This is a genomic window from Arsenicicoccus bolidensis DSM 15745 (assembly GCF_000426385.1).
In the GTDB taxonomy this organism is placed as follows: domain Bacteria; phylum Actinomycetota; class Actinomycetes; order Actinomycetales; family Dermatophilaceae; genus Arsenicicoccus; species Arsenicicoccus bolidensis.
The window spans coordinates 17829-35326 of the sequence record NZ_AUFG01000030.1; the positions used below are offsets into that span (position 1 = coordinate 17829).

Here is a 17498-nt window from a genome sequence, read left to right on the forward strand (position 1 = left end):
GGGTCGCTGGCATGCTGGGGCGATGCCCCGTGGACGCCGAATGTTCCTCGCCGTGACCCCGCCCGAGGAGGTGCTCGCCGACCTCGAGACCTTCCTCGAGCCCCGCCTGGACGCCGACCCCGACCTGCGGTGGGCGCGGCCCGAGCAGTGGCACCTGACGCTGGCCTTCCTGCCGACCGTGTCCCCCCTGTCGCTCGAGCGGCTCGAGGAGCGGCTGGACGAGCTGAGCCTGCAGACCGAGTCGTTCGACCTGCGGCTGACCGGCGGCGGGGCCTTCCCCGGCACGGCCGACGCGCGGGTCCTGTGGCTGGGTGTCGACGACCCGCTCGACGGCCTGGACCCCCTGGCCCGCCGCTGCCGCTCGGCCGCCAACGCCGCGGGGACACAGGTCGAGGGCGGACCCTTCCGCGCCCACCTCACGCTCGCCCGGCTCGGTCAGCCAAGGGATGTCCGCCGGTGGCTGCAGGTCCTCGACACGTATGCCGGGCCGACGTGGACCGTGGACACCGTCTCGCTGGTCGAGTCGCACCTCGGGCAGGGTCCCGGCGGACGCCCCCGCTACGTCGAGCACGGGACCTTTCCCTTCGCCTGATGCACGGCTCCGGTTCCGCGGGGGCCGCTCGTCCATCCAGGTCACGAGCCGGGGGTTTCGCCCGGGGTTACTCGTGAGTACGCTGCGCGCAGCAACCGTCGACGAAGGAGTCCCGCATGCGCGTCCGTCCAGCCCTGGCCCTGGCCCTCGCCCCGCTCGCCCTCACCGCCCTGTCGGTGGGACCGGGCGTCGCCGTCCCCGCGGCCGTCGCGGCCGAGAGCCCCTGCCCCTGGGTCGGCTCCACCGCCCCCTCCGCGGAGCGGGCCGCGAAGCTCCTCGCCGCGATGACCCTCGACGACAAGATCCAGATGGTGCACGGCACGGCGGCCCCGCTGGCGCCATACGGACCCGTCCAGGCCGGTCAGGTCGCGGCCAACGGCCGCCTGTGCATCCCCGCCCTGACCGCGACGGACGGTCCGGCGGGGATCGGCAACGCCGCGACCGGCGTGACCCAGCTGCCGGCGCCGATCGCGCTCTGGGCGACGTGGGACCGGGACCTGGCCCGGCGCTACGGAGCGGTGATCGGCGAGGAGGCTCGCGGCAAGGGCGCCAACCTGGCCCTCGGCCCGGGCATCGACATCGCCCGCGACCCGCGCGCCGGCCGGCACTTCGAGGACCTCGGCGAGGACCCGGAGCTGGTCTCCGAGCTGGCCGTCGCCGAGACCCACGGCATCCAGTCCCAGGGCGTGCTCGCGACCGCCAAGCACCTGGCGGCCTACACCCAGGAGACCTCCCGCAACACCGATGCCGGGGACGCCCGGGTCGACGAGCGCACCCTGCAGGAGCTGTACCTCGCGCCCTACGAGAAGCTCGTGGCGGCCGGCGTGGACTCGGTGATGTGCAGCTACAACAAGGTCAACGGGGTGCACGCCTGCAACGACACCTACACGATGACCCAGGTCCTCAAGGGGCAGATGGGCTTCCGCGGCTTCACGGTCAGCGACTGGTTCGGGATGCACGCGTCGGTCGCCTCCGCCAACGCCGGGCTCGACCTGCAGATGCCCGACGCGTGCTACTACGACACGCGGCTGCGCACCGCGCTCGCCGAGAAGCGGGTGGCCCCGCAGCGCCTCGACGGCATGGTCACCCGGATCGTCACGCCGATGTTCGAGCGCGGCGTGTTCGACCGACCGGCCACCGGGACGCCCGGGGCTCGGGTCACCACCACCGCCAACGCCCAGGTGGGCCGGGACGTGGCGGCCGCCGGCACGGTCCTGCTCAAGAACGACGGCCTGCTCCCCCTCGACCCCGCCACCACCCGGAGCATCGCGGTGATCGGCTCGGCCGCCGGCCGCAACGCCCTGGGATCCGGCGGCGGCAGCGCGCACGTGATCGCCGACCGGATCACGACGCCCCTGCAGGCGCTCTCGGCCGAGGCGGCGCGCACGGGTGCGTCGTTCACGTCATACACCGGAGCCTTGCCGAGCGTCGCGGCGGACAAGGCCCGTGGCGCCGACGTGGCCGTGGTCGTCGTCAGCAAGCTGATGACGGAGTCCAAGGACGAGTGGGACCTGCAGCTGTCGCTGACCGACCGGCTCGTGCTGGAGGCCGTCACCCGGGCCAATCCCAACACCGTGGTCGTCCTCGACACCGGCGCCCCCGTGGACGTCTCGCCCGCCCGCGGCGCCAAGGCCCTGCTCTCCGCGTGGTACCCCGGCCAGGACTACGGCACGGTGCTGGCCGACCTCCTCTACGGCCGGCGCAACCCCTCCGGGCGGCTGCCCGTCACCTTCCCCGCCTCGCAGGCGCAGCTCCCCGCGGCCGCCCGCGACCGGTTCCCGGGGGGCGACCACGCCGAGGGTCTCGCCGTCGGCTACCGCTGGTACGCCCAGCAGGGCCTCACCCCGGCCTTCGCCTTCGGCTCGGGCCTGTCCTACACGACCTTCTCCTACAGCGACCTCGTCGTCGGGGCCGAGCAGGCGGACGGCTCCTTCCCCGTCTCGCTGACGGTGCGCAACACCGGGTCGAGGGCCGGCTCGACCGTGCCACAGCTGTATGCCGACCAGCCCGCGGGCGTGGCCGCCACACCCCGCGCGCTGAAGGACTTCGCCAAGATCGAGCTGGCGCCCGGCGGGTCGCGGCGCGTGACGCTCACGGTGACGGCCCGCGACCTGTCCCACTGGGACACGTCGCAGGACCGGTGGGTCCGGGCCGCCGGGGACCACGCGCTGTGGGTCGGGGACAGCTCGCGCGACCTGCCTCTCCGGGGCACCGCACACGTGGCGGCGACGACCGCGACCAGTGCGGCCACTCCCCCGGCACCGGCCGGATCGACCGCCGGCAACGAGACGGCGGGCGAGTCCGTCAAGGACGCCTTCGTCTGCGGCGCAGGCGGATTCATGGCGGGCGGGGTCGGCCTGGCGTCGTACTTCGGGCTTCCCGCCCAGCAGCAGGCGGTGGTCGCCCCGACCGACACCACGTCCACCACTGCGACGGGCACGCAGGTGCCCTGAGCACCGTCGCACGCGCCAGGTCCACCAGGGCGGCCGTGGGCCTCGCAGCCCGTTCGGTGGTCCCCTGTGATGGAGTGGGCCGTATGACGATCCCCTGGCAGCCCCTGGCCGACCGCATCCTGTCGGCGCTGCGCGAGCAGCTCGGCGACGACCTGGTCGGCGCCTACGTCCACGGCTCCGCGGCGCTCGGCGGGTTCGTCCCGGGACACAGCGACCTGGACGTGCTCGCGGTCGTGAGCGACGTCGAGGGCGGCGCGACCGACGGGCGCGACTGGACGGCCGTCGGGGCCGCCGTCTCGGCCGTCGGTGACGAGCGGACGCCGTTGGAGCTCAGCGTCATCCGCCGCTCCCTGGCCGAGTCGCCGCACGACCCGTGGGAGTTCGCGCTGCACGTGACGGTCTCCGGTGGGGCGCACCGCGACTCGCGGGTCGTGCTCGACCGGGGCGACGGCGACCCCGACCTGCTCCTCCACCTCGCCGTGGTGCGTGCCGTCGGCATCGTCCTGCACGGCCCGGCCCCCGCCGAGCTGCTCGGCGAGGTCGACCCGGACGAGGTGCTGGCCCAGCTCGTCGACGAGCTGACCTGGGGCGTCGAGAACGCCGACGAGGCCTACGCCGTCCTCAACGCCTGCCGGGCGCTGAGGTTCGCCGAGACCGGCGAGCTGGTCAGCAAGCTCGCCGGCGGCGAGTGGCTGCTGGAGCGGCGCCCCGAGCACGAGGTCGTCGTGCGGCGGGCGCTCGACGCGCAGCGGGCCGGCACCCGGCTCGAGGGCACGACCATGGCCGGTCGCGCCCTCGTGCAGGACGTCCTCGACGACCTCCTCTGGGCCTGACCTACCTCAGGTAGTCACATCCGCCCGCCTTCGCACGCCAGGTCGATGTGATCGACCCGGGTTGATGTGACCGACCCGGGCTGATGTGACCAAGCCGGGCTGATGTGACCAAGCCGGGCGGATCTGGCGTCGCAGGCCCGGGAGGCGTCGGTGGCTCCTTGCAGAGGCCGTATGACGTCGTGGCGCACGTGGTCGCCTGCAGCAGGGATCCGACGCCGCAGCACGCCACCCGCGAGTGACGCCGGGCGGTTCGGCATACGACCGAGGGCGCCCCACCCGCGATGGGTGAAGCGCCCTCGGCAAGGCGGAGAACAGGCGGAGCGGAAATGAGCGGCTCCGGATCCCGCAGATCCGCAGATCCGCCTAGGTTCGACACATCCGCCTGGCGTGCGAAGGCGGGCGGATGTGACTACCTGAGGTAGGTCAGCGGGCGGCGGAGCCCTCGACGTAGTCCGAGTCGGTGTCCTTGACCCAGCTCATCAGACCGCGGAGCTTGCGCCCGGTGGCCTCGATCGGGTGCTGGGCGCCCTGCTCGCGGAGGCGCTTGAACTCCGGTGCGCCGGCGTCCTGGTCGTCGATGAAGCGCTTGGCGAAGGTGCCGTCCTGGATGTCCGCGAGGACGGCCTTCATGTTGTCCTTGACCTCCGGGGAGATGACGCGCGGCCCCGAGACGTAGTCGCCGAACTCCGCCGTGTCCGAGATGGACCAGCGCTGCTTGGCGATGCCGCCCTCGATCATCAGGTCGACGATGAGCTTGAGCTCGTGCAGGCACTCGAAGTACGCGACCTCGGGCTGGTAGCCCGCCTCGGTGAGCGTCTCGAAGCCGTACATGACCAGCTGCGAGGCGCCGCCGCAGAGCACGGCCTGCTCGCCGAACAGGTCGGTCTCGGTCTCCTCGGTGAAGGTCGTCTTGATGCCGCCGGCCCGCAGACCGCCGATCGCCTTGGCGTAGGACTTCGCGAGCTCCCAGGCCTGGCCGGAGGGGTCCTGCTCGACGGCGACGATCACGGGGACGCCGCGGCCGTCGGTGTACTCGCGGCGCACGAGGTGGCCGGGGCCCTTGGGGGCGACCATGAGCACGTCGGAGCCAGCCTCGGGCACGATGTAGTCGAAGCGGATGTTGAAGCCGTGGCCGAAGACCAGCGCCGTGCCCTCGTTGAGGTTGGGCTGGATCTCCTCGGCGTAGACGGTGCGCTGCACCTGGTCGGGCGTGAGGATGACGACGACGTCGGCCTCCTTGACGGCCTCGGCGACGGTGAGGACGCGCAGGCCCTCGGCCTCGGCCTTGGCGCGGCTCTTGGAGCCCTCGGCCAGGCCGACGCGCACGTCGACGCCCGAGTCGCGCAGGTTGAGCGCGTGGGCGTGACCCTGCGAGCCGTAGCCGATGACGGCGACCTTGCGCCCCTGGATCAGGGACAGGTCGGCGTCGTCGTCGTAGAACATCTCAGCAGCCATGGGCTGGTCTCCTTCGTGGGTGGTCGTGCGTCTATCTAACGGGGATGGGCCGTATGCCGAGACCGGGCGTCTCGGCATACGGCCGATGGACGGTCAGCCGCGGTTGCTGCGGTCGGTGATGGAGCGGGAGCCGCGGCCGATGGCGACGAGGCCGGACTGCACCAGCTCCTTGACGCCGAAGGGCTCCAGCGTGCGCAGCAGCGCCTCGAGCTTGAGGACGTTGCCGGTGGCCTCGACGACGATCGTGTCGGGCCCGACGTCGACGACCTTGGCGCGGAACATCTCGACGACCTCCATCACCTGGCCGCGGTGGGCCGCGTCGGCCCGGACCTTGACCAGGATGATGTGCCGCTGGACCGACTGGTCGGCCTGGAGCTCGACGACCTTGAGCACCTCGACGAGCTTGTTGAGCTGCTTGGTCACCTGCTCGAGCGGGAGCACGTCGACGTCGACGCGGATCGTCATGCGCGAGATCTCGGGGTGCTCGGTCTCGCCGACGGCGAGCGCCTCGATGTTGTAGCCGCGGCGCGAGAACAGCGCGGCGATGCGGGTGAGGACGCCGGGCTTGTTCTCCACGAGCACGGACAGGGTGTGCTTGCTCACTCGTCATCACTCCAATTCGGGGCCATGCCCTTGGCGATCTGGATCTCGTCGTTGCTCACGCCGGCGGGGACCATGGGCCACACCATCGCGTCGCGGCTCACCACGAAGTCGACCACGACGGGCCGGTCGTTGATCTCCATCGCGGCCTGGATCGTCTCGTCGATCTTGGCGGGGTCGTCGCACCGCAGCCCGACGCAGCCGTAGGCCTCGGCGAGCTTGACGAAGTCCGGGATCCGGATCTGGTCGTGAGAGGTGTGCAGGTCGGTGTTGGAGTAGCGCTCGTTGTAGAAGAGCGTCTGCCACTGGCGCACCATGCCGAGGCTCGAGTTGTTGATGATGGCAACCTTGATCGGGATGTCGTTGACGACGCAGGTGGCCAGCTCCTGGTTGGTCATCTGGAAGCACCCGTCGCCGTCGATCGCCCACACGACGCGGTCCGGGTCGCCGGCCTTGGCGCCCATGGCCGCAGGCACGGAGTAGCCCATCGTCCCGGCACCACCGGAGTTGAGCCACTGCCGCGGCCGCTCGTAGCGGATGAACTGCGAGCTCCACATCTGGTGCTGGCCGACGCCGGCGCAGTAGATCGCGTCGGGCCCGACGAGCTCGCCGAGCCGCTCGATGACGGCCTGCGGGGCGATCGTCGTCTCGTCGTCGTGGACGTAGCCGACGGGGTAGGTCGCCTTCCAGCCCGTGGCGGTGGCCACCCACTCGGCGTAGTCGGCGACGTCGCCCGCGGCCTGGTCGGCCTTGATGGTGTCGATGAGATCGCGGATGACCTCCTTGGCGTCGCCCACGATCGGCACGTCGGCGACGCGGTTCTTGCCGATCTCGGCGGGGTCGATGTCGGCGTGGATGACCGCCGCGCCCGGCGCGAAGGTCGACAGCTGGCCGGTAACCCGGTCGTCGAAGCGCGCGCCGAGGGTGATCAGCAGGTCGGCCTTCTGCAGGCCGGTGACCGCGGCCACCGAGCCGTGCATGCCGGGCATGCCCAGGTGCAGGGGGTGCGAGTCGGGGAAGGCGCCGCGGGCCATCAGCGTCGTGACGACGGGGATGCCGGTGAGCTCCACCAGGCGGCGCAGGTCCTCGTGCGCCTCGGCGCGGATCACGCCGCCCCCGACGTAGAAGATCGGCCGGCGCGAGGTGCGCATGAGGCGCGCGGCCTCGCGGATCTGCTTGTGGTGCGGCCGGGTCACCGGGTGGTAGCCCGGCAGCTCGAAGGTCGGCGGCCAGGAGAACGTGGTGCTCGCCTGGAGCGCGTCCTTGGTGATGTCGACGAGGACCGGACCGGGGCGGCCGGTGCTGGCGATGTGGAACGCCTCGGCCAGCGCCTGCGGGATCTTGGCCGGGTCGGTCACGAGGTAGTTGTGCTTGGTGATCGGCATCGAGATGCCGCGGATGTCGGCCTCCTGGAAGGCGTCGGTGCCGATCGAGGCGCTGCCGACCTGGCCCGTGATCGCGACCATCGGGACGGAGTCCATGTGGGCGTCCAGCAGCGGCGTCACGAGGTTGGTGGCACCCGGACCGCTGGTGGCCATGCACACGCCGACCTTGCCGGTGGCGGAGGCGTAGCCCTGGGCCGCGTGCCCCGCGCCCTGCTCGTGGCGCACCAGGACGTGGCGCACCGAGCTCGAGTCCATGAGCGGGTCGTAGGCCGGGAGGATCGCTCCGCCGGGAATGCCGAAGACGGTGTCTACCTCGAGCGCCTCCAGGGCGAGGACGAGGCTCTGCGCGCCCGTGACCTGGACCGGCGTCCGGTGCCGCACGCTGGCGGCGACGCTGGAGGGGTTGGGGGCGGGCGAGCCCGGCCGGGCGGGCGTGGCAGCGGTCGACGTGGTGTCGGTCACTGTGTCTCACCACTTTCGGATGACATCGTCGTCGGGTCGGCGGGTGCCGACCCTGTGCGGGCCCGGTCCGGCGATCGTGCGTGCCGGTCGGACGTGCTCATGAAAAAACCCCTGACCCGGGGAGCCGGGACGCAGGGGTGGCGCGCTGTCAGGAGATCGACGGCGCGCTAGGGAAGTACGAGGATTCGGGCCACGGGTCAACAGTCCCCCAGCGGAGGCCCCGCGTCAAAGGGGGCACGCGCCAATCTCGCGATGTGGGCAGCATGTCCCACGTCACGGACGTTGGCGGGGTGGCCTGGTCAGGGGCGCCCCCGCAGACTGGTCGTATGCCGAAGCCCCGCCGCCTCGCCCTGCCGCTGCTCTCCGGGCTGACCGCCGGCCTGCTCGCCGTCACGGCGTGCACCGGCTCGCCGCCGTCACCGTCGTCGACGCCCTCGTCAGCGTCCTCCCCGGCACCGTCGTCGCCAGCGACCTCCAGCACGTCGACGGCCCCAGCCTCGCCGGCGACGCCAGGCTCGGCGACGTCGGGCGCCACCACGCCCACCGCCACCAGCCCCGTCGAGGTGGCGACCGGGCTCGACGTGCCGTGGGGGCTGGCCTTCCTGCCCGACGGCTCCGCGCTGGTCACGCTCCGGGACGAGGGGCGGGTGCTGCGGGTCCGCGAGGGCGCCCAGCCGGTCGAGGTGGGCCGCATCGACGGGGTCGAGGCCAACGGCGAGGGCGGCCTGCTCGGGATCGCCGTCTCGCGCGAGTTCGCCACGGACCGGCGGGTCTTCGTCTATCACACCACCGGCGAGGACAACCGGGTGGCCAGGCTCCGGCTGGAGGGCGACCGTCTGGTGCCGGAACGCGTCATCCTGTCGGGCATCCCCTCGGGCGGGATCCACAACGGCGGCCGGATCAAGGTCGGCCCGGACGGGATGCTGTGGGTGCCGACCGGGGACGCCTCCGAGCGTGACCAGGCTCCGGACCCGTCCTCGCTCGGGGGCAAGATCCTGCGGGTCACCGCTGATGGCGCCCCCGCTCCCGGCAACCCGGACCCCTCGTCCCCGGTGTGGTCACGCGGACACCGCAACGTGCAGGGACTGGCCTGGGACGGTGAGCAGCGGCTGTGGGCCACGGAGTTCGGGCAGAACACCTGGGACGAGCTCAACCTGATCGAGAAGGGGCGGGACTACGGCTGGCCGACGGTGGAGGGCCGTCGACAAGACACCGCGGGGGGCGGCGACGCGCGGTACACCGACCCGCTGGTGGTCTGGAGCACCGACCAGGCCTCCCCCAGCGGGCTCGCCATCGGCGCCGACGGCGCGGCCTACGTCGCCGCTCTCCGGGGCGAGCGGCTGTGGCGAGTCCCCTTGCAGGGCAGCACGACCGGTGAGCCTCAGGCGCTCCTGCAGGGGACCTACGGCCGGCTGCGGACGGTCGAGCGTGGCCCCGACGGGCGGCTGTGGATCATCACCAGCAACACCTTCCGCGGGGACGAGCGGGACGGCGACGACCGCATCGTGATCCTCCCCGCGTCGACGGGGCGCTGACCCCCTCCTCCACGGGGCGCTGACCACCTGCGCGCGACGCGAGCCACGACGGCCCCGTCAGCCGGATCCCTCCGCGACGGGGCCCGTCAGCCGGAGCCCACCGCGACGGGGCCTGTCAGCCGGATCCCTCCGCGGCGAGCGCCTCGTCGACCGGACGGATCCTGGTGCGCAGCAGGGATGTCGCCAGGGTCGAGTCCAGACGCACGCAGGCCGGTCCGGGCGCGTCGCCGCGGGGCTGCGCCGGCAGCGACGCCGGGTCCAGCCCCTCGTGGCGCGCGACCACGAGACCGAGCTCGTGGCGGCTCAGCGCCTGCGGCCCGGCGACGTGCAGCAGGCCCGGCGCCGCGTCGGTCCTGACAGCCAGCTCCACCAGGGCGGCGGACAGGTCGAGGACGTGGACGGGACAACGGATCTCGTCCTCCCGGAGCGCCCCCTGCCCCGCCGCGACGGCGTGCACCAGGGCGTGGTGCTTGCTGCCGGCGCCGACGACCAGAGAGGTGCGGACGACCACCGCGTCGTCGAGCGCGGCGGCCACGGCGGCCTCGCAGGCGGCCTTCGCCGCGGCATACGGCGTGGTGGGGGCGGGCGGGACGGTCTCGTCCGACCAGGCCTCGCGGCTCGGCAGGACGAGGTCGCTGGACAGGGCGACCAGGCGCGCCCCGACCCGGCTGCAGGCGCGGACGACGTGGACCGTGCCGAGGGTCGTCGTGGCCCAGTCCTGCTGGTCGTATGCCGTGTGCACGACCGCGTCGGGGCGGACGGTCTCGAGGCAGCGGCGGACCTCGGCGCCGTCCCTCACGTCGAGCCGGACGCCGCCGGGGCCGTCGCCGCCCGGACCGTCGCCGCCCGGGTTGCGGGAGGCGGCGACCACGTCGTGGCCTGCGGCCCGCGCCACCCGCACGACGTGGCGGCCGACCCACCCCGTGCCGCCGGTCACGAGCAGCCGCACGTCGATCAGTCCTGGCGGACGACCACGTCGACGAGGTCGGCGGTGGCCGCCCCCACGCCGAGCCAGTCCCCCTCGACCTCGAAGCGGCACAGCGTGGTGGTCGGGAACCCGCGGTCGAGGGCCTCGGCCATGTCCCGCGGGCCGTCCTCGGAGGCGATGGTGTTGGCGAGGGCGGGGATGCCCGGGGCGTGCCCGAGCACGAGCACGGTTCGGGCCTCGTCGGGCAGGTGCGTCAACAGGGCGAGCAGCTCGTCGAGGCCGGCGTCGTAGACCTCGTCCGACAGGTCCACCGACGCCGCCTGCGCGCCTCCCTCGGTCGCCGCCTCCCAGGTCTGGCGCGTGCGCGTCGCGCTCGAGACGACCGCGAGGTCCAGCGCACCGACGTGCTCGGCGAGCCAGCGTCCCGCTGCGCTCGAGTCGTCGCGACCCCGGCTCGTGAGGGTGCGGGCGTGGTCGGAGCCCCCGCCGTGGGTGGCCTCGGAGTGACGCATCAGCAGCAGGGTGCGGGAGGTGTCCGTCATACGGCCATGATCACGCATCGGCGACGTCGCGGGGCGACCGGCCGACCGGCTGGCGCGGCGCGGACAGCAGCGGCTCGACCGAGCGCCGGGGCACGACGGCCGGCTCCTCGGGCGTGATCGTGACCTCCTCGCCGTAGAGGACGACGTCGAGGGAGTCGACGCCCGCCACGCTGACCGTGACCTCGTCGCCCGCGTGCACCTCGATGCGGGCGTCGCGCCACAGGAACCTGAAGCGATAGCCACGCAGCCCGTCGGGCAGCCGCGGGGACAGCTGGACGAGCGGGCCGTCCTCGCGCAGGCCGCCGAGACCCGCGGTGAGCGCCAGCCAGGCCCCGGCCAGGGAGGCCAGGTGCAGGCCCTGCTCGGTGTTGCCCTGCAGGTCGTGCAGGTCCACCTGGGCGGCCTCGCGCAGGTAGTCCAGACCCAGCCCGAGGTGGCCCGCCTGGATGCACACCACCGACTGGATCCCCGCCGAGAGGGAGGAGTCGCGGACCGTGCGGGCCTCGTAGTAGTCGAGGTCGCGGGCGATCTGCTCGTCGGTGAAGTCGTCCCCGCACCACCACAGGGCGTGGACGAGGTCGGCCTGCTTGACCACCTGGTGGCGATAGATCTGGACGTAGGGCGCGTGCTCCTGCACGGGATAGCGGTCGCCCCAGGACTCGAAGTCCCACTCGTCGTACTCCGTGAAGCTCTCGCACTGCGGGTGGACCCCGAGGTGCTCGTCGTAGAGGACGTGGACGGCCTCGGCCGCCCGGGACCAGTCCGCGAGCTCGTCGCTGCTGACGCCCAGCTCGCGCGCCCGGTCGGGATGACGTCCGCACGAGGCGACCGCAGCCCGCAGGTTGCGAGCCGCCATGAGGTTGGTGAAGACGTTGTCGTCGACGGCAGCGGTGTACTCGTCCGGGCCGGTGAGCCCGTAGAGGTGCCAGTGCCCCTGACGGTCGGTGTGCCCCAACGAGATCCAGAGCCGGGCCGTCTCGACCAGCACCTCGACGCCGTGGGCCCGCTCGAACTGCAGCTCGCCCCAGACGTGGCGGTAGAGGTCGAAGGCGCGGGCGATGTCGGCGTTGACGTGCATCGCCGCGGTCCCGGCCGGCCAGTAGCCCGAGGCCTCGTGCCCGTCGATCGTGCGCCACGGGAAGGACGCGCCCCGCAGCCCGAGCTGCTCCGCGCGCTCGCGGGCGGCGCCGATCGTCGAGGACCGCCAGCGGAGGAGGTTGTGGGCCGCGCGCGGGGCGATCATCGTCAGCGTCGGCACGACGAATCCCTCGATGTCCCAGAACGTGTGGCCGCTGTAGCCGCCACCGGTCAGCCCCTTGGCGCCGATCGGGGCGTCCTCGATCAGCGCGCTGGACTGGTAGACCTGGAAGAGGGCGTAGCGCAGGGCCTGCTGCAGCTCGTCGTCACCGTCGATCTCCAGGTGCACGTCGTCCCAGAACGCGTCGAGGTGCTCCCGGTTGCCCGCGACCAGCTGCTCCCACCCGAGGTCGTGCCCGACCGCCAGGTGGGCGCGGACGTGGTCACCGAGCACGCCGTCGGGGCGGTCCCCGTCGCGCACGTAGGCCAGCAGCTTGAGCATCGTCAGGCGCTCCCCCGCCTCGAGCTCGACGACCGTGGTGGTGCGGACGTGGTCCTCGTCGACGACGACCCGCGGGTGCACCCGCTCGACCCGGCCGTCCGCGCGCGTGACCGTCACCACGTGGTCGCAGCCGGACCCGACCTGCACTCCGCTGCGGATGGTCTCGTGGACGAGGACACCACCGTCCCCGCACTCGGTGCGGCGCAGGCCGCGATAGGGCTTGCGCAGCGCCGCGGCGACCTGCGGGTCGTCGTTGTCGATGATCGGCTCGGTGTCGTTGGCGGCGAGGTCGGACTGCACGACCAGGCGCACCGGCCCCTCGACCGCCTCGACCTCGTAGCGCACGGCCGCCAGCGAGCGCTCCACCAGCGACGTCAGCCGCCCTGTCGTGACCCGGACGCGCTCGCCCTCGGGTGCGCTCCAGTCCAGCTCGCGCACGAGGGTGCCGCTGCGCATGTCCAGCACCCGGCGGTGCTCGTGGACCGTGCCGGCCGTGATGTCCAGGGGTGCGTCGCCGACGAGCAGCCGGACCCGCATGCCGTCGGGGACGTTGATCAGGGCCTGGCCCTGGTCGGGGTCGCCGTACCCCTTCTCGGGGTAGGACAGGGGGAAGGTCTCGTGGACGCCGCTGACGAAGACCCCGGTCTCGAACGCCGGGTCGCCCTCCTCCAGCGCACCGCGCAGGCCGATGACGCCGTTGGAGACGGTCAGCAGCGCCTCGGTCAGCCCCAGGCGCTGCGGGTCGACGTCCTCCTCGACGAGGCACCACGGATCGATGGCGAACGGGCTGGCCGGCATGGGGGGCTCCTGCTGGGGGCTGAGGGGCGTGGGCTGAGGGGGCGAGCAGTGGGGTGCGGGTCGACCGGAGGTGGGTGGGTCCGGTCCTGGCTACAGCGTGCCGGACCCACCCGGAGTTCCGGGGGCTTGCCCCCGTCTCGCACCCGACCGGGTCAGAGCACCAGGTCCGGCTTGATCCTGGCCGGGGTCCAGATGCGGGCCCGGTGCGCCGCCCAGCCCGCGGCCACCAGGGCGACCCCGAGGTATGCCGCCAGCACGGCGACGTCGAGGGCGACGAAGGCCATGCGGCCGCCATACATCAGGTGGCGCAGCCCGTCGATGGCGTAGGTCATGGGCAGGACGTGGTGCAGCGCCTGCAGGGGCCCGGGCAGGGTCTGCCAGGGGAAGGTCCCGCCCGCCGAGACGAGCTGCACGACCAGGAGCACGAGCCCGACGAACTTGCCGACCGCGCCGAACCGGGCGGTGAGCGCGTGCAGGATCGCGGCATACGTGATGGAGACGAAGGCCATGAACCCGATGGCCCACACGGGGTGCTCGACGTGGAAGCCCAGCCCCTCGAGGACCAGCCAGAAGAGCAGGAAGGACTGGCCCGCGGCGAGCAGCGCCGGCGTCATCCAGCCGCTCACCGCGACCCGCCAGGCCGGCTGCTGCGCGGCGAGAGCGCGGTTGGACAGGGCCTTGACCAGCAGGAACAGGACGTAGGCGCCGATCCAGAGGGCGAGGCTCACGAAGAACGGGGCGAGCCCGGCGCCATAGTTCGCGGCCTCGGCGGGGTTGCTCGCCTGGACGGCGAGCGGGTTGCCGACCGTCTGCGCGGCGGCCTCGCGCTGCTGCTGGGTGTAGGCGGGCACCTGCTTGACGCCCGCGGCCAGCTGGTCGTGCAGCGTCTGGGCGCCCTGCTGGGCCTTGGTCGCGCCGTCGCGGAGCTGCCCGGCGCCGGTGGCCAGCTGCTGAGCCCCCTCGACGGCCTTGGTCTCGCCCGTGGCCAGGGTGTGGGCGCCGGTGGCGAGGGTGCCGAGGCCGGAGCTCAGGCGCGTGGCGCCGTCGTCCAGCTTGGTGCTGCCCGCATGGGCCGCGGCGATCCCGTCGTGCAGCTGGGCGGAGCCGGCGGCGAGCGTGTCGGCACCGTCGGCGACCCGGCCGGCGCCGGTGGCCGCCTTGGTGGCTCCGGCCGACAGGGTGGTGGCACCCGTGGCGAGCCTGCCCGTCCCGGCCTGCAGCTCGCCCAGCTTGGCGGCGAGGGTGGCGCTGCCCGACGTGAGCTGGTCGGCACCGGCCGCGACCTGCTGGGACCCCTCGGCGAGGGTCGTGAGCTTGCCGGACGCGCTGGTCACGGTGGCCGAGGCTTCGTCGAGAGCCGAGTCGAGGGCCGCCAGGTCGCGGTCAGCGGTCGTGAGGCGGGTCTGCAGGGCGTCGTGGATGCGCTGCAGGCGCGCCCGGGCCGGATCGTCCTGAGGGAGAGCGTCGATCGCGGAGCCGAGGTCCTGCACCTGCTGGGTCAGTCCGTCGACCTGCTGCTGGACCTCGCCCTGGTGCTCCTTGCGGGCGCGGTCGATCTGCGCGGCCCCGTCCTTGGCGAGCCTGCCCGCCTCGGCGACCTTGGCGTTGCCGTCGGCGACCTGGTGGGCGCCGGCCGCGACCTTGGCCGCACCGGTGTGCAGAGTGTCCGCGCCGGCCTTGAGCTGCCCCGCTCCCGTGGAGGCAGCGGTGGCGCCGGACGCGAGCTGGCTCGCACCCTTGGCCAGCGCGGCGTTGCCGTCGGCGACCTGACGAGCGCCGGACGCCAGCTGGGCGGTCTGGCCGGGCAGGTCAGCGGTCTTGCTGTCCAGCGTCGCCAGCCCGTCGTCCAGCCGCCCGGCCCCGTCGGCGAGCGTGGCCGCCCCGGACCGGGCCGAGTCCGCCCCGGTGGCCAGGCGGTTCGCGCCGTCGCGGAGCTGGACGGCGCCGTCACGCAGCGAGCCGGCACCGGTGGACAACCGTCCTGCGCCGTCACCCAGCTGCCCCGCCCCGGTGGCGAGCTGTCCGGCCCCGTCGACGGCCTGCTGCATCTTGCCGTGGATCGTGCCGAACCCGTCCAGCAGCTGTGCCGCCGCCGTGGAGCTGACCTGAGAGGCGACCGACTTCGTGACCTCGGCGACCACGTTGTTGGAGATCGTGCGGGCCAGGTAACCGTTGGTGTCGTTGGTGTACTGCTCCAGGTGGGCCTGCCGCGGCGAGGTGGAGCCCGCCGACGCCAGGTCGGCCGAGAACCCCGCCGGGATGATCAGCGCGAAGTCGTAGTGCTCCTCGTCGACGCCCTTGACGGCGTCGGCCCGGGAGACGCGGTGCCAGTCGAAGGTCTTGCCGTCGACGAGGGTCTTGGCGACCTGGTCGCCCACCGCCATGCGCTCGCCCGAGGCCAGCGTGGTCCCGGCGTCCTCCACCACGACGGCGGCGGGGATGTCGCGCAGGTTGGCATAGGGGTCCCGGTTGGCATAGAGGTACAGACCGGCATACAGGGTCGGTATGACGAGCATGGCGGCGAGCGCGAGGCGCAGCAGCGGCCCGCTGGTCAGGCGTCGCAGCTCGGCCATGGCCAGGCGATGGACTCTCATGCGGACACTCCCAGCTCGTAGGTGGTCTCGAGGCCGAGGAGACGGACGCTCGAGTGCGTCGCCAGCACCACGACGACCAGGCCCTGGTCGGCGAGGACCTGGGCGGTGCCGTGCCACGCGTGCGGAGACCCGCCCCACCGGTCCGGGCCGGTCAGCACGACGGCGGTGACGTCCTCGCGCTGCGCGGAGATCTCGGCCAGCCAGCGGACGTGCTCGGCGGGCTCGAGGGACTCCCACCGCTGCGAGGAGCGCTCCTCGGCGCCACGCTCGCGCAGGAAGGCGCGGATGTCGGCGCGCCGGGAGGGGAGGCCGGCGAGGGCCAGCTCCTCCCCCACGACGACCTCGACGGGCAGGCCGGGCTCGGGCTCGGTCACGCCGGGGACGTCGACGAGGGCGACTCGGCGGCGCCGGACGTGCGGCTCCGGGTCGCCGTTGCACGTGATGCTCCCGTCGTCGAGACGGACGCGGCCTCCGAGGGCCAGGGCGAGGGTGGTGGCGGCCGGCCCCGGGTCACCGGCGACGAGCGTCACCTCTCCCTTGCGGGCGGCCAGCGAGGTGGGCAGGAGCAGCGGGCCGTGGGGCCCGTCGACGGCTGCTGCGCGGGCGATGAGCGCCATGACGCGTTGCTCCTTGGTGCCCGGGATCGACCGGGCTCGGGTGATCCTCCTGGGAGGACTGTCGGTACATCTTCTAATACAGGATCGTATCCTGATTCATTCCCGTATTCAATTCATGGGTGTATCGTGATGCCATGACCACTCGGAGTGACACCGCACCGCGATCCGCCCGTCGCGAGGCCACGCGCCAGCGGATCCTCGCCGCGGCGTCGCAGGCCTTCGCCGAGCGTGGGTTCCACGGCACGAGCGTCGAGGACGTCTGCGAGCGCGCGGGATTCACGCGCGGAGCGTTCTACTCCAACTTCGCCTCGCGCGACGAGCTGGTCGTCGAGCTCGTCGCCCAGCGGACCGCGCGTCTGCGCGACCGCGTCCGCGAGCTGTCCGAGCAGGACGACCTGTCCCCGCGAGAGCTGCTGCACGGGGTGCTGACCCTGTGGTCCGACCAGCCCGGCGAGCGCCAGCAGTGGCTGCTGCTGCAGACCGAGTTCATGCTGCACGCGATCCGGGACCCCGAGGCGGGGGCGGCCTGGCGCGAGGTCGTGGCGCGGGGCCACGAGGAGACGGCGGCCACGCTGGAGGTCTACCTGCGCCGGCACGGCATACGCCTGCCGATCAGCAGCCTCGAGCTGGCGCGCCTGCTCTTCGCGACCTTCCAGGGCGGGGCCTTGCAGCACCTGCTGGACCCGACGCAGGTCGGAGCGGACGACCTCGAGAACCACCTGCTGGCGGTGCTGGAGGGCGCGCTGACGGAGACAGGTTCCGAGACCGAGACCGAGACCGAGAACGAGACCGACCGGCCCGTCTGACCCTGTCTGAGTCGTCAGACCCGCAGGTCGGCGTGCTCCGGGTGCTTGTCGAGATAGGCCGCCACGAACGAGCACAGCGGCCGCACCCGCAGGCCGCGCTCGCGCACGTCCTCGAGCAGCCCCCTGACCAGCGCCGAGCCCAGTCCTCTCCCGCCGAAGGCGGGGTCCACCTCCGTGTGCGGCACGACGACCACGCCACCGCCGGCGCCGTCACCCTCGAGGTGGGCGTCGGCGAAGCCCGCCAGCTCGCCGTCGACCCGCACCTCGTAGCGGTGCAGGCTGTCGTTGCGGGTCACCGAGATCTGCTCAGCCATGGTCC

The 17498-nt window shown here is 73.0% G+C and carries 14 protein-coding genes; 5 read left to right on the forward strand and 9 right to left on the reverse strand.

The features are described 5' to 3' along the window. Positions 1 to 22 precede the first annotated feature (22 nt). From thpR to K313_RS0114535, 3 genes are all read left to right on the forward strand, one after another. Positions 23 to 592 (forward strand): RNA 2',3'-cyclic phosphodiesterase, encoded by a 570-nt coding sequence (gene thpR, locus K313_RS0114525; RefSeq protein ID WP_034253398.1) that lies wholly within the window; start codon positions 23 to 25, stop codon positions 590 to 592. A 116-nt stretch (positions 593 to 708) separates the two neighbouring features. Next, entirely contained in the window at positions 709 to 3045 is a 2337-nt protein-coding gene (locus tag K313_RS0114530; RefSeq protein ID WP_029212215.1) for a beta-glucosidase family protein, read from the forward strand. Positions 3046 to 3128: 83 nt separating this feature from the next. Then, positions 3129 to 3878 (forward strand): aminoglycoside adenylyltransferase domain-containing protein, encoded by a 750-nt coding sequence (locus tag K313_RS0114535; protein ID WP_029212216.1) that lies wholly within the window; start codon positions 3129 to 3131, stop codon positions 3876 to 3878. A gap of 423 nt (positions 3879 to 4301) precedes the next feature. On the opposite strand, the gene ilvC is transcribed toward K313_RS0114535, so the two are convergent. From ilvC to K313_RS0114550, 3 genes are read right to left on the reverse strand one after another with little or no spacing between them, the layout of a single operon-like run. Next, the gene (ilvC, locus tag K313_RS0114540; protein ID WP_084412876.1) at positions 4302 to 5411 is read right to left on the reverse strand and encodes a ketol-acid reductoisomerase; all 1110 of its coding nucleotides are present in this window, start codon (positions 5409 to 5411) and stop codon (positions 4302 to 4304) included. A 15-nt stretch (positions 5412 to 5426) separates the two neighbouring features. Then, entirely contained in the window at positions 5427 to 5936 is a 510-nt protein-coding gene (gene ilvN, locus K313_RS0114545; protein WP_019287842.1) for an acetolactate synthase small subunit, read from the reverse strand. Beyond that, the gene (locus tag K313_RS0114550) at positions 5933 to 7780 is read right to left on the reverse strand and encodes an acetolactate synthase large subunit (protein ID WP_029212218.1); all 1848 of its coding nucleotides are present in this window, start codon (positions 7778 to 7780) and stop codon (positions 5933 to 5935) included. The genes ilvN and K313_RS0114550 overlap by 4 nt, the downstream gene beginning before the upstream one ends. A gap of 326 nt (positions 7781 to 8106) precedes the next feature. Here K313_RS0114550 and K313_RS0114555 point away from each other — a divergent pair, with 326 nt between their 5' ends. Beyond that, a complete protein-coding gene (locus K313_RS0114555) occupies positions 8107 to 9315 on the forward strand; it encodes a PQQ-dependent sugar dehydrogenase (RefSeq protein WP_029212219.1) in 1209 nt (402 codons plus the stop codon). 115 nt (positions 9316 to 9430) lie between these two features. Here the strand turns inward: K313_RS0114555 and K313_RS0114560 are convergent, their stop codons facing one another. The 5 genes from K313_RS0114560 to K313_RS0114580 form a co-directional block, all read right to left on the reverse strand. Continuing rightward, positions 9431 to 10264, reverse strand: a complete 834-nt coding sequence (locus K313_RS0114560) for a sugar nucleotide-binding protein (protein WP_029212220.1) — start codon at positions 10262 to 10264, stop codon at positions 9431 to 9433. A gap of 5 nt (positions 10265 to 10269) precedes the next feature. After that, a complete protein-coding gene (locus K313_RS0114565) occupies positions 10270 to 10785 on the reverse strand; it encodes a SixA phosphatase family protein (RefSeq protein ID WP_029212221.1) in 516 nt (171 codons plus the stop codon). Between the two features lie 10 nt (positions 10786 to 10795). Next, positions 10796 to 13162 carry a glycoside hydrolase family 65 protein gene (locus K313_RS0114570; protein WP_029212222.1) on the reverse strand — a complete coding sequence of 789 codons (2367 nt, stop codon included), beginning with the start codon at positions 13160 to 13162 and terminating at the stop codon, positions 10796 to 10798. A gap of 152 nt (positions 13163 to 13314) precedes the next feature. Further along, entirely contained in the window at positions 13315 to 15756 is a 2442-nt protein-coding gene (locus tag K313_RS0114575) for a YhgE/Pip domain-containing protein (protein WP_029212223.1), read from the reverse strand. Continuing rightward, a complete protein-coding gene (locus K313_RS0114580; RefSeq protein WP_029212224.1) occupies positions 15753 to 16373 on the reverse strand; it encodes an ATP-binding cassette domain-containing protein in 621 nt (206 codons plus the stop codon). The genes K313_RS0114575 and K313_RS0114580 overlap by 4 nt, the downstream gene beginning before the upstream one ends. Positions 16374 to 16507: 134 nt before the next feature. Between K313_RS0114580 and K313_RS0114585 the strand changes: the two genes are divergently transcribed. Beyond that, entirely contained in the window at positions 16508 to 17179 is a 672-nt protein-coding gene (locus tag K313_RS0114585) for a TetR/AcrR family transcriptional regulator (protein ID WP_029212225.1), read from the forward strand. 14 nt (positions 17180 to 17193) lie between these two features. Here K313_RS0114585 and K313_RS0114590 read toward each other — a convergent pair whose 3' ends face one another. Further along, positions 17194 to 17493 (reverse strand): GNAT family N-acetyltransferase, encoded by a 300-nt coding sequence (locus K313_RS0114590; protein ID WP_029212226.1) that lies wholly within the window; start codon positions 17491 to 17493, stop codon positions 17194 to 17196. Positions 17494 to 17498 lie beyond the last annotated feature (5 nt).